Source organism: Streptococcus infantis (genome assembly GCF_047464715.1).
Classification (GTDB): Bacteria; Bacillota; Bacilli; order Lactobacillales; family Streptococcaceae; genus Streptococcus; species Streptococcus infantis_S.
Genome location: NZ_JASHBJ010000005.1, coordinates 1 through 13,641 on the forward strand (window position 1 = coordinate 1; position 13,641 = coordinate 13,641).

9 protein-coding genes are annotated in these 13,641 nt (G+C 39.9%); all 9 read right to left on the minus strand.

What is annotated here, in order from left to right:
• Positions 1-5,397, minus strand: a 5,397-nt coding sequence (locus tag QM419_RS07650) for an alpha-L-fucosidase (RefSeq protein ID WP_414278392.1), incomplete at its 3' end; no start/stop codon positions are given.
• A gap of 311 nt (positions 5,398-5,708) precedes the next feature.
• Entirely contained in the window at positions 5,709-6,593 is an 885-nt protein-coding gene (locus QM419_RS07655; RefSeq protein WP_414278393.1) for an ROK family protein, read from the minus strand.
• Positions 6,594-6,608: 15 nt separating this feature from the next.
• Positions 6,609-7,526, minus strand: a complete 918-nt coding sequence (locus QM419_RS07660) for a dihydrodipicolinate synthase family protein (RefSeq protein WP_178894574.1) — start codon at positions 7,524-7,526, stop codon at positions 6,609-6,611.
• A 164-nt stretch (positions 7,527-7,690) separates the two neighbouring features.
• Positions 7,691-8,341, minus strand: a complete 651-nt coding sequence (locus QM419_RS07665; protein ID WP_004250816.1) for a YesL family protein — start codon at positions 8,339-8,341, stop codon at positions 7,691-7,693.
• A gap of 20 nt (positions 8,342-8,361) precedes the next feature.
• Complete coding sequence (locus tag QM419_RS07670) at positions 8,362-8,814, minus strand: YhcH/YjgK/YiaL family protein (RefSeq protein WP_414259701.1); 453 nt, start codon at positions 8,812-8,814, stop codon at positions 8,362-8,364.
• Between the two features lie 443 nt (positions 8,815-9,257).
• Positions 9,258-10,097, minus strand: a complete 840-nt coding sequence (locus tag QM419_RS07675; RefSeq protein WP_004250812.1) for a carbohydrate ABC transporter permease — start codon at positions 10,095-10,097, stop codon at positions 9,258-9,260.
• A 16-nt stretch (positions 10,098-10,113) separates the two neighbouring features.
• Positions 10,114-10,980 carry a carbohydrate ABC transporter permease gene (locus tag QM419_RS07680; RefSeq protein WP_414259702.1) on the minus strand — a complete coding sequence of 289 codons (867 nt, stop codon included), beginning with the start codon at positions 10,978-10,980 and terminating at the stop codon, positions 10,114-10,116.
• Between the two features lie 237 nt (positions 10,981-11,217).
• Positions 11,218-12,534, minus strand: coding sequence for an ABC transporter substrate-binding protein (locus QM419_RS07685; RefSeq protein WP_414259703.1), 1,317 nt, complete (start codon positions 12,532-12,534; stop codon positions 11,218-11,220).
• 116 nt (positions 12,535-12,650) lie between these two features.
• On the minus strand, positions 12,651-13,349 hold the full coding sequence (locus QM419_RS07690) for an N-acetylmannosamine-6-phosphate 2-epimerase (RefSeq protein ID WP_414254029.1): 699 nt from the start codon (positions 13,347-13,349) through the stop codon (positions 12,651-12,653).
• Between the last annotated feature and the right edge of the window lie 292 nt (positions 13,350-13,641).

Here is a 13,641-nt window from a genome sequence, read left to right on the forward strand (position 1 = left end):
CTTAGCTTGCTTGTCATCACCGAGTTCAGCTGTTTTTCTTTCAATCGCTTCGGTCAGACTTGCCATAGCCTTGTCATAGTTTGGTTCTTCTGGCTGTTTTGGTTCTTCTGGAGCCGGCTCCTCTTTCGGAGTCGCCTGAAGACTGTTGATAGATGCCAAAGCTGCTTGCAAGGCCTTATCTACCGCATCCTGAGTCTTAGCTTCTTGGATGGCTGCCAAGGCTTGCTCTGTTAGTGCAACTAGCTTCTTCTTAGCTTCCTTGTCATCACCGAGCTCAGCTGTTTTTCTTTCAATCGCTTCGGTCAGACTTGCCATAGCCTTGTCATAGTTTGGTTCTTCTGGCTGTTTTGGTTCTTCTGGAGCCGGCTCCTCTTTCAGAGTCGCCTGAAGACTGTTGATAGATGCCAAAGCTGCTTGCAAGGCCTTATCTACCGCATCCTGAGTCTTAGCTTCTTGGATGGCTGCCAAGGCTTGCTCTGTTAGTGCGACTAGCTTCTTCTTAGCTTCCTTGTCATCACCGAGTTCAGCTGTTTTTCTTTCAATCGCTTCGGTCAGACTTGCCATAGCCTTGTCATAGTTTGGTTCTTCTGGCTGATCTGGTGTTGGCGTATCATCTGTGCCATAATTTTCTTCCTTATCAAGGATTGTTTGTAAAGCTGCTGCTGTCTTCAGAACTTCTTGTGCATTGGCTTCACTTGCTGAAAGTTGCTCAGATAATTTATCCAAGTTTGACTTGAAGGCTTGACGCGCCTCTGGAGTGTTCTTCAAACTTGTTTGGTCAAATTTAGCCAATTCATCCTTCCAGCTCTTCATGGCTTGAATTAACTCTGCTTTGGTATAAAGAGCACTATCTTCACCATGAGTGATGAACTGGTCAACTTGGATACCAATATTTCTCGTAGTATCATTACGTTTTGGATCCAATTGCAAGGTCACAGCATGCCAACCTTCTTCGAGTCCAGTCAAACGAACGAGAGTCTGATTGCCTTGACGTGTAGCTGCTGTACCACTGAAGTACTTCTTGCCATTTACATCAGTGGCATTTCCTTGACCATCTTGATACTCAAGTTCTTTACCATCTAGAGTAACCTTGTAGATACCATGTCCAGGATCAACAAAACCTTTGATTTCAAGACCTGTTCCGTAGAAGTAGGCTGTTACACTAGCATTTTTCTTTTGCTCGTCATTCAATCGACCGAATGATGCCCAAGACTCAGTGTTTTGGTATTTACCTGATGAATTGGTTTCACGGTGCCAACCTGGGCTATAGTCAAGCTGAGTTGCTTGATCGTCATAGCTTGTCTGGTCTTTTTGGAGTAGTTCTGCCTTCATCACTTGAATCGTAGCTTCTGAAGCAAAACCAAGGAGGGCATTATCAGAAACGCTAGTCATTTTCACTTTGAAGTCAAAGATTGAATCAGCTTGCTCTGTAAAGTCAATCGTTGGAATCGTGATTGTTTTCTCAGTTTCACCATCTTGGAAAGTCAAGTCAGCTGTTGTGTCCTTGTACACTTTACCATGAACCCCTGTTCCTGGTTCTGTTACAACATGGACTGTTGCTGTTCCTTTGCTACCACCAACACGCTTAATGGTTACAGTAACCGGTTGACCTTTTTGAACTTCATAAGTTGTTTCTTTCATCTCAAACATACCTTTGCCGGCATTGTTAAGAGTGTAGATACCTTCAGTCGCAATAGGTTTACCAGTCTTGTTAACAAGTTTGATGGTATGTTCACCTGGAGCCAAATCACCTGTTTCATAAACCATCTGGCTACGTTTACGAGCTGCATTATTGGTTTGCACGTCTGCAACCTTCTGACCATCTACGTAAACTGACATTTCACCATGGTTTGGATCCACTGTAGATACGACATAAGCCTTAGTTCCGTTGAAACGGTAGGTTACACTTGCATCTTTTTGGTTTGTCCACATAGATGTTCCGCGAATACCTTCAGATTCGTCATACCAAGTTGTATTTTCTTTATCAGCTGTTGTATTTGAATGGTAATCCAATCCTAGAGGGTAGCCGTCTGTTTTCTCAATACTGCTTGGTGTCTTATAAACAGAGAAGTTTGTCAAAATAGGTGTCGCTTGTGCACCAGTAATGGTCACGCGAATTTTTTGTGCTTCTACTGGTTGACCTTGGATAAGGCGACGATAACCAACAGTTGATCCTTCCCCGTATGGTACCCAACGACCGTTGAGTTCAACTTCAACCTTGAACCCAGAGATTCGTTGACCTTTAGCGATATCTTCTTTGAGTTCGACTACGTCAAAGCGTCTCTTTTGACCAAGATCGACAGTGAATTCACCTGTCTTAGCATCATTTGCTAGTGCCCAGCTCGTATCATCCTTACCATCTGTTAGGTGGCTTGCTTGATACAAGTGATTCTTACGAGTAGAGCTTGCAGTAACTGTTGCACCCTTAGCGAAGTCAGTCGCATACATTTGATCCAATGTTGCTCGGAATTCTTGCAAGCGAGCGACATCTGCATCTGCGAATCTACCTTCTTTATTTGGTGGAATATTGAGTAGAAGTGGCGTTCCACGACCAACAGACTTGAAGTAAATATCCATCAAATCTTTGATTGATTTTGGTTGTTGATTGTCATGGTAGAACCAACCTGAACGGATAGAAACGTCTGCTTCACCGACTGAGTACATATCTCCTTCTGGATCCCCATGATTGAGATAATCATTCTTCACATCGTCGGTGATTTTAGCTTTCTTGACTTTATGCCAAACTGGATCTCCAGCGATCCCACGTTCATTACCAATCCAACGTACGCTTGTCGGTTGAGCAGAGAAGATAGCGATATCCCCTTCAGCTTTCTTGATGTACTCGAACCACTTGTCAAAGGTATAGGTTACTTTTTGAGCTCCGCTACCACGAGCACCGTCCATCCATACTTCGATGAATTTACCATTATTTCCGTATTTAGGATTGCCAAGGATTTCCTTGAGTTGGTTAAGGTAGTATTCGTTGTACTCTTTTTCAGTATTCACGTGATAGTTTGGATTATTTGCATCCCATGGTGATAGGTACACACCCATATTCATGTCATACTTAGTTGCTGATTTTGAGATTTCTTCAAGAAGGTCACCCTTACCATTTTTCCATGGACTAGCAGCTACGGTATGTTTTGTATATTGAGAAGGATAGATTACAAATCCGTCATGGTGTTTGACAACCATGATTGTTCGTTTGAATCCAGCGTCCTTCAATGTCTTAATCCACTGGTCTGTATCAAGGTTAGTCGGGTTAAAGTTTTGAGGATTTTCTCTACCGTTACCCCACTCAGAGTTAGTATAGGTATTCATACCATAGTGGATGAAGGCAGCCAATTCTTCCTTGTGGTAGTCCAACTGAGCCTTGCTTGGAAGTGGACCGTAAGCAGCAATTTCAGTTTCTTCATCTTTTGGATCAACCACTGGAGTTACAGGAGTTGCTGGTTTTGGATCTTCAATCTTTTCGTATTCAAAAATAACTTCATTCACCCCTTTATGCTTGATAGTTGCTTCTTGACTTGCATTGACTGCACGATAACCTGCAATTTCTTTAGCTTGGAATTTATGAACAAAGGAAACATCGTATTCTTTACCTTCGTTATTGTCCACATCTGCAGTCGTCAACTCTTTATCAGAGTCTTTCAGGCGATAGTGAACCTCAAAGGAACCTTTGTTAACTTTATAGACTACTTTAATGACACGAGTTCCTGCAGGAGCCTTGCTCACAACACTATGATCCTCATTCCAAGCGTCTTTCAATTGTTTATTGACTGGAGAATCACCAATTGAAACAATCTCATATTTTTCTTTATTCTTCTTGTAGAAATCTGTTTTTTCAATTTCCGATTTGTAGTTATAATTGAATTGTGCACCAACTTCTGCCCTGTCTACAAAAGTATCGTTTTCTTTGACTGGGTTATCATTTTGGTCCACATGTTCGATAACTACACGGCCGTAGTCAACGCCTTCAACTAGGGTAGCAAGACCGCTATTGTCAAAGGCATACTTGTTTCCACCAATGACAGCTGTGGTATTTCTGAGTAATTGTCCTTTTGAATCAAAGTAATAGCGATTATCGTTATCGCCTTGATACCAGCCTTCTTTGACACCGTATTTTTCAATGATGCCTTTAGCCCAAGCTAGTTGTTCTGGAGATAAGACCAAACCTCCTCCGAAACGATCTTTTTCAGCAATGTTCATATTGTCAACAGTACCACGTTGGTGAATTCCGATGACTTTGCCATCACCGTTGATAATACCGCCACCAGAAAGGCCTGATACAGAAGTCAAACGATAGGTAACACCTACTGTTCCCTTATCATCATATTTTTCAGTACCTTTAACAACACCGTCAGCCTTATACAACTGTCCTGGAACAATCGGCTCCTTCAATTCTGGTGAGCTTGAATCTGTAGGATAACCAATGGTACTAACAGGTTCTCCAGCTTTGTATTCCCGATGCTCTGCCAGAGGAGTGAAGGTTGCGGCCTTATTTGGACTAGCGATTTGAAGTGGAACAGGTGCTACGACCAAGGCTAGGTCATTCTTGTAACCTTCACCAAACTTATCTTTATTCCAAAAATGGATATCCTTTTCCTTGAAAATAACCGTCTTTCCTGAGTTTGGCAAAGATCTTACCTTGGGACTATTTGAACCGACATTGTAGTAGAATTTAGCAGTATCACCACCACGAATAGATCCCGCATTGGTATCCGCATCCTTGACTAAGAAGTTGTGTGCTACTGTCAAGATAATATTTGGTGCAACAAAGATACCAGAGCCAGAATTGAGATAATCCTGCTTCCCACCATTTGCAAGTGGAGAGCTAAAAATGCTATAAACCATAGTCGCAGATGTAGCTGGTTGTCCTTCATAGTCAATATGTTTGAGATCCTGACCACCATTGATAATGGCTCTATTTTCTTTCTCTCCTCCAGTTGCACTTGCTTCTTCAGCTTTTAGAATACTCTTAGTTTCTACTTTCGGGCTATCCTTTTCTGATACAATAGTTGAAGTATCAATTTTTTTCACTGGCGTATCAGGATAAGCACGGTCAGGAATTTCTTCTGGAAGTAAATCTCCAGCCTCTTCAGTAGTTTTAGCCTCTTCTGTTACTTTTTCTATAGCAGGAGCTGCTTGTTTAGCAACTTCTTCATTAACAGGACTCACTACTTCTTTAGTTTCCTTAACTGCTTCCGCTTTTTCTTTATCAACATCGATTACTTCTTTTGCTTGACCTTCTACTTCCAGTTTTGGCTCTGTCACAACTTCGTTAGCGGCAACATTTCCAGATGCAAAAAAAGCCAGTCCAACTGCCACAGAGGCTACACCAACCGTTAGTTTACGAATACTAAATATACGACTTCTTTCAAAAAAATACTGTTTCATCAAATTCTCCTAATGAACAAAAGCAGTCAGCTACTGCAAGAGCCCAGTTTCTGCTGGCGACAATTTTATTTCTCAGTACCTACTTTAAAACTCTTCTTCCTCCCACTCTTATCTTCTGTTTAAATTCATTTTAGAAATCGCTTACATTTTTCTGAATAAAAAAATGACTTGATTTTACAAACGCTTTTTCGAGATTTCTCAGTATAATAAATATACTATATTATTCCAAGAAATGCAAGGGCTTCCAAAGTTTTATTAAAGTTTTACCTAACTTTTTTCCTGCCAAAAAAACCTAAATTGGCAAAGCCAATTTAGGACTGTTTGGTTCTGAAATGATAATATGCTCCGAGCATACCAGCAGTATTCTGATGGTGGGCAAATTCAAGTCGAGTCTTGTCTGCCAAACTTGGAACAAGCGAATCTTTCAAAGCCTTACGGATTTTTGGTTTTAGGATGGCTTCCTGTCCCATGATGCCTCCACCAAGAATGACAACTTCTGGATTGGCAACATAACAAATATTAGCCAGACCCTTACCAAGGTAATCCACCATACGGTCAATCCCCTTCATACAGAGTTTATTGCCTTCAGTAGCTTCTTTGAAAATTCTGCGACCGTTCCACTGTTCCACTTCATCTCCATGTGCGTCTGCTACATACTTAACAAGAGCTGTCGTAGACGCTAAATCCTGGAAAGCTCCATCTTGCATGTGCAGGTAACCAACTTCACAGGCAGAATTACTAAAGCCATGGAAAACTTGTCCATCAATGATTAAGCAACCACCGATACCAGTCCCAATTGTCAAGCAAAGGGTAATACTTGCACCTTTTCCTGAACCAGAGACAGCTTCAGCAAGCCCTGCACAGTTGACATCGTTTTCAATTTCACAAGGAATATTAAAGCTAGCTTCAATTTCCTTTTTAAATTGGATTCCGGCATAATTTGGAATCTGTGGACCAGCATAGAAAATTTCACCCTTATCAGGATCAACCATTCCCGCTGAGGAAATGGCTACACCTGACACTGGTCCTTTTTCTAGATAGCTAGCTACGATATCTTTTGTTTTCTGTAAGATGTGTGGGCCACCCTTATGAGCCTCAGTCGCTACTTCGTTAGACTCTACAAGTTGTCCATCTTGGTCAATTAAACCGTATTTGATATTAGTTCCACCAATATCAATTGCAACGTAATTAGTCATAAAGCCTCCTATTGATTAGAGGAAACGCTCCTTAGTTTCACGAATCAATTGAGCAGCTGCTTCTACAACTGGACGATCTTCTTCGGTCACTGGTGTAAGTGGAGAACGAACTGATCCGATATTAAGCCCTTCATTGATTTTCAAGACTTCTTTGATAACACAGTACATATTACCATGAGCTGCAGTTAATTTACCGATAATAGCGTTGATAGCGTATTGCAATTCACGCGCTGTTTCTAGGTCTTTATCTGCAATCAATTGGTTGAGTTTCAAGAAGAGTTCTGGCATAGCACCATAAGTGCCACCGATACCAGCTTTTGCTCCCATGAGACGACCACCTAGGAACTGCTCATCTGGACCATTAAAGACGATATGATCTTCGCCGCCAAGGCTAACAAATGTTTGAATATCTTGAACTGGCATTGAAGAGTTTTTAACACCGATAACACGTGGGTTCTTCAACATTTCTGTGTAAAGACTTGGAGTCAAAGCAACACCTGCCAATTGAGGAATGTTATAGATGACATAGTCTGTATTTGGTGCAGCAGCACTGATGTCGTTCCAGTATTTTGCAACTGAGTATTCAGGTAAGCGGAAGTAAATTGGTGGGATTGTTGCAATAGCATCTACTCCCAAGCTTTCTGCATGACGAGCAAGTTCGATACTGTCTTTAGTATTGTTACATGCCACGTGAGCAATGATAGTCAACTTGCCTTTAGCAACTGCCATCACTTCTTCCAAGATCAATTTGCGGTCTTCTACGCTTTGGTAGATACATTCACCTGAAGAACCATTGACATAAAGCCCTTGAACACCTTTATCAATAAAGTATTGCACCAAGGCACGAGTACGTTCTGGGCTTACTTCACCCGCATCATCATAACATGCGTAGAAGGCAGGAATGACACCTTCATATTTTTTTAAATCTGACATAGATTTCTCCTAAGATTTCTTATTTTCTGCACTGAGCAGATGATTTTTTACTATTTTAGTATACACCTTGTAAAAAGCGCTTTCAATATATCTCAGCCACTTAGATTTTAATTTCTATTCATCTCCCATAGCTTTTCTTGTTTGAAAGTAGTTTCATATCGTTTTCAATCTGCTTGATATTTAGCAAACAATTTTTCCATTAATCCAGCTTGGCAAAAGGCAAGTAGACCAAAGCCAAAGAGTAGAAATGCTGAACCACCAAGCACTAGAGTAAAGCCTGATAGATAGAGAAGCATAATGATTAACAAAATAATCGCAAGCATCAAGAAGAACCAAACGAAGTTAAAACTGACCAAAAGTAAGCCCTTTTGGAGCACTTCTTTCCAAGTTAATTCATAGCGTGCAGCAATTGGATAGCTAGCCAACATAACTAGTGTTAAAAATATCAGAATTCCCAAACAAATAGCTTTAATGAGTTGAAAGGCAACTCCAGTTTGACTCCAAAATAGTGATAAGTCAACCACACTGATCAAAAAGATTCCTAATTCCAGCAATCCTAACTGAAAACCTAATTTCAAATTTTGCTTAAAGGCTCTAATGTAGATTTTGAAAACAGGAATACGACGGCTGCGTTTCACTTCAAAGATTGTCTGATAGAGACTGATTTTAGCTACTCCAATAGTCACAATAGGCAAACAAGACACAACAAAGAGTAGGTTAACCGTCACGATATCTAACACTTTCTCACAAAAACGCATCAGAAAGTTATCCGTATCAAATGCCGCTTTTATCAATCCAGATCCTTTATGTGCCATTGTTTGCTCCTCCTAACTGACTAATCGATTAAAATTTTAAATAAATATTTGCGAACTGTATCTTCCATACCTGCATAACCGTTAGGCTGATGAGGTTCTCCTGGGAAGAAAACTGCAAAATTGTGATATCCCAACAAAAGTGGGTATTGTTCGTGACAATGAACAAAGCCAATATCACTGGCTTCATCAAAGGCTACAGCCTCATCTTTGATGCGAGAACCGTAGCTAGAATACTCATGTCCTTCAACTAACAAATGCAAATCTGCATAGTTTTTATGATGCTCAAAGCGATCATTTTCTTCTTTGTTGAGATCATTTTCCTGTACAACTAGAAAGACCTTATCCCCATCAATATCGTATTTACCTAATTCAAAAGTATCCTTACGATGCTCATAGAGATAATCTATAGCTTTGTCCAGATTTGGGTGAATTCCCTTGTAAAAGCTAATGTTTTTTAAATCATCAAAAATCATAGTAATTTCCTTTACTTCTGATGCTTATTTCCAATTTGATTTATCTTTTTTACCATTTCCCTTAAATAGTGCGGACGGAAGGTAAAATTATCCAGTGGATGATTTTAGAAAACCATGAAATGAAAGACCTAATTTTTGAGCTCCTCGCTCATTCATTTCTAGGCTCAGGCTAAAATAGTTCCCCGAACTATTTTACTCTCAAAAACTCCGTCCAAGATAAGTACAACATACTTATCTTGGATACCACTAAAATGGGAAATAACTATTCTAAATAGTATCTAAAAAGTCAAAAATTAAGTTTATAAGTGTCTAACAAAACTTCCTGAAGTAACCAACTCCTCTCCATTTTGTAGACACTTATATATCCTGTATTCTCTTAGTCTATCAACTATACTTCTGCATACTGATAAACAGATTGTACTATATTCAATTTTCGCAGAGTATTAACCTTTAACGGCTCCCATAGTAATACCTTGAGTGAAGGATTTTTGGAAGACAAGGAAGACTGTTACGATTGGCACAGCTGCAAGAGCAGCCCCTGCCATAATTAAACCATAGTTGGTTGCCATCTCAGCCTGCATAGTCGCAACCCCGAGTGAGATGGTCAAGTTGTTACGAGATGTCAACATAACCAACTGCATGAAGTAGTCATTCCATGTATTGATGAAGGTAAAGATTGCAAGAGCTGCAAATCCTGGTTTCACAATAGGGAAGGCTACGCTCCAGAAAGTACGAATCTCACCACATCCATCGATTTTAGCAGATTCGAGCAATTCTGTTGGAATGTTTTCACTGAACTGTTTCATGAGGAAGACCCCAAATGGCCATCCGATCAAAGGCAAGATAACTGCCCAAAGAGTGTCATGGATTCCCATGAAGTTGACGATACGTACCAATGGTACAAGGACAACTTGTTTTGGAAGAGCCATGGCAGCAATAAAGATAGCAAAGAGAATGCGTTGTCCATAGAAACGTTTCTTAGCCAATACATAACCTGCTAGTGAAGAGGTTGCACAAACCAAGAACATTGTTACCAATGAAATGAAGACTGAGTTCCACATCCATTGCAAGGCTGGGTTTTGCACCATCAATTGTTGGAAGTTCTCCATTGTTGGAGCTTTAGGGAACCATTGTGGTGGAATCATAATGGTATCTGGTTGTGATTTGAATGCACCTGTCAAAATCCAGTAGAATGGAAAGATAAACAGTACAGTCAATAAAAGCAAGAAGATGGTTGAAATAACAGTGAAGGCTGTTAAAGGTTTCTTTTGTGTAGATTGCATAGCTGTCTCCTTTCTATTAATATTCTACGTCGTTTCCAAGTACTTTAAATTGAACAAAGCTGACGATAGCGATCATAACTGCCAAGAATACACCAATAGTATTGGCATAGCCATACTCAGTCAATTGGAAGGCTTTTTCGTATAGGTAGTACATAAGTGTACTTGTTGAATAGTTTGGACCACCGGAAGTCAAAAGCTGAATCAAAGCGAAACACTGGAATGAGTTGATTGTTGTAATGATTGCGATATAAAGAGTTGTTGGAAGAAGGCTTGGCCATTTAATTTTCCAGAAAACTTGTAACTCAGTTGCTCCGTCGACACGCGCCGCTTCTACAAGAGAGTTATCAATATTACCCATTGCAGCGATGTAAAGGATGATTGGCTGACCAACTGATGTTGTCAAAAGAATAATCATAATCGCCATCAAAGCCCAGTTTTTATCACCCAACCAAGAAATGTTTTGGCTAATGATATGGCTTGACTTAAGCACGAAATTCAAAATACCTGATAGAGGATCATAAATCCATTTCCATACAACCGTTACGGCAACACTACCTGTTACAACAGGAAGGAAGAATACAAAACGATAGAAGGATCTAGCAACTGCATTTTGTTGGTAAGTTTGTGATGCCACAAATAGTGAGAAGAGTACAACGACTGGTACAGATCCGATAACTAAGATTACGGTATTAATCAAAGATTTTGTAAAGACAGGGTCTTTAAACATGCGGATGTAGTTGTCAAATCCCACAAACTCAAAGCTAGTCATCGAGTAGTTAAAGAAACTAGTGATGAATCCCATGATCATTGGAGCTAGGACAAAGACGGTAAAGAAGATTAATACTGGTGCTAAGAATGCATAAGAAACAATTGTTTCTCTCATGCGAATTTTATTGACTTTCACAGTCGGCACCTCACTTTCAAATAGTTTTTGTTTTTTTGATTGTTGTCTGACATTGATGTAAAATCAAAATGAAATTTTTTCCAAGAAAAGCCTATGTAAGAACTTCATTTTAATTTTGACCTGTCAGTTCCTTACATTTTTTAAACAAAAGTCCCCCTTTTCGTACACAGATGTGCACAGGGAAAAGGGGGGATTTTACTTTTTATTTAGGGCTTATTATTTAGCTGCTTTTTTGATTGTTTCATTCGCTTTTTCAGTGAATGTTTTCAAAGCTGCAGCAGGTTCTTCGTCACCATTAGATACTGATTGAAGCATTGGGAACCATAGAGTTCTCATTTCAGCAAATCCGTCGATTGTGTTGTAGTATGGAGAGTAGTATTTAGTCCAACCACTGATAGTTTCCATACGTTTATCGTCGTAAAGTTTACCAAATGAAGTACGAACTGGGAAGGCACCTGTACGAACTACGTCTTTAGGACCCCACTCTTTATCATCAGCGATGAATTGGATGAATTTCTTAGCAGCAGCAACTTTCTTTTCATCTTTGTTGTTAAATACTGCAAATCCGTTTACAAGGTATTCAAGAGCTGGTTTGCCAGAATCAGATGGGAATGGAACTTCTACCACTTCAACTTTACTTGCTTCCAACAATTTAGCTTGGATACCGTTTTGAGCTGGTGCCCAAAGGATTGTGTATGATGTTTGACCGTTTGCAAAGTTTTGGATGTCTGCTCCACCGTCAAATTGTGAACCGTTGTTCAACAAACCATCTTTAATCCAGCTAGTTGCTTTTTCAAGACCTTTGACGAACTTAGGATCGTCAGTTGTGTATTTAGTAACTTCTTTGTCTGTTACAGAACCGCCGTAAAGGTTAGCGATGAAGGCACGTGTTCCTTGGTCTCCCCCTTGACCAGAACTGAACAATGAACCTGGAGTGTATCCTTTGTCTTTAAGCGCTTTCAAAACTTTTTCAAAATCATCAGTTGTCCAACCTTCTTTAACAAGGTCAGCTACACCAGCATCTTCCAACATTTTCTTGTTCATAGCCATGTAGAATGGTGCAGAACTGATTGGATACATGTATGCTTTGTCACCAGCTTTACTTGCTTGAATGATGTTTTCATTGTTAACATCTTTAACAAATTCATCTGTAAAGAGGTCATTCAACTCAGCCAATTTACCATTTTTACCGTAATTAATGATACGACCTGGTGCATCGAAAAGTACATCTGGAGCAGTTCCAGCTTCAATAGCTGTCGTGATTTTTTCTGGACCAGATTTGAAGTCGATTGTTTCTAGTTTAACTTTGATATCTGGGTTTGCTTTTTCGAAAGCTTCGATGATAGATTTTTCATAAGTTCCTACACCGTCACCAGATTTTTCTTGAGTGAAGACTGGGAAAGCCCACCAAGTGATTTCAGTTTGTCCTGCATCACTTGCAGCGTCTTTTTTAGCGTCTGATTTGCCACAAGCAGCAAGAGATAGGACAGCAGCACCCGCAAGTACTGTACAAGCTAGTTTTCTAAATTTCATTAGTATTCTCCTAAATGATGATAAGCGTATCCGAAACGGATAATGAGTATTGACAACTTTGTATACGTTTACATTTTGTTTTACTAATCAACCACTCTCCTCGTGTTTTAATTGTCTTATTTGAGACCCGCAACAAATCGTTCCGTTATCTCTTTTGGTCTAGTAATAGCGCCACCAACTACAATGCCTCGCACTCCGTAACCTAGGATTTGCTTAGCCTGTTCTGGTGTGTGAATCTTACCTTCTGCGATGACGTCTACTCCTGCATCACAAAGTTTCTTAATCAATTCAAAGTCTGGACCATCCAATTTCGGGCTATAAGATGTGTAGCCTGACAAGGTTGTTCCAACAAAGTCAATTCCTGCTTCAACTGCTGTAAGCCCTTCTTCAAAGGTACTTGTGTCAGCCATCAAGAGTTGATTTGGGTATTTTTCTTTGATTTGACGGATGAATTCTTGAATTCCCAAGCCATCATGGCGTTCTCTCTTGGTACAATCAAGAGCAATCACCTCAATATCTAGAGCCGCTAGTTCATCAACTTCTTTCATAGTAGCAGTGATGAATGGTTCCTGTGGTGGATAATCACGTTTGATAATTCCGATAATCGGAAGATTTGTGACCTCTTTGATTTCCTTAATATCTCGAACACTATTTGCTCGGATACCGACTGCTCCACCCTGCTCAGCCGCTTTGACTAGCAAGGGCATTACACCTCCCGCTTCTGTATAAAGCGGTTCATGAGGAAGTGCCTGACAAGAAACGATGATTCCATCTTTAATCTGCTCAATCAAAGCTTCTTTACTGATCTGTGGCATCTACTTTCCTCCTTTTCTTTTTTCTTATGAGCCTATTATATATCATTTTAAAAGCGCTTTCAAGAACTTGTACTAGAATAGATTGAAGTTTCAAAACAATTTTATGAAACAGAATCTCCTGAAAGTAGTTTCAGGGAGAACTGCCCGAGTTAAATTCTCCTTTCATCCGCTTATTTCTACTAGAATCTTCGCTTTCTGCAAACAAAAGAGCCTGTAACGAATGAGCGTTACAGACCCTTCTAATATAAGTCTAAACCTTTTTTATAGAGACTTTTTAGATTCAATGTTGCCA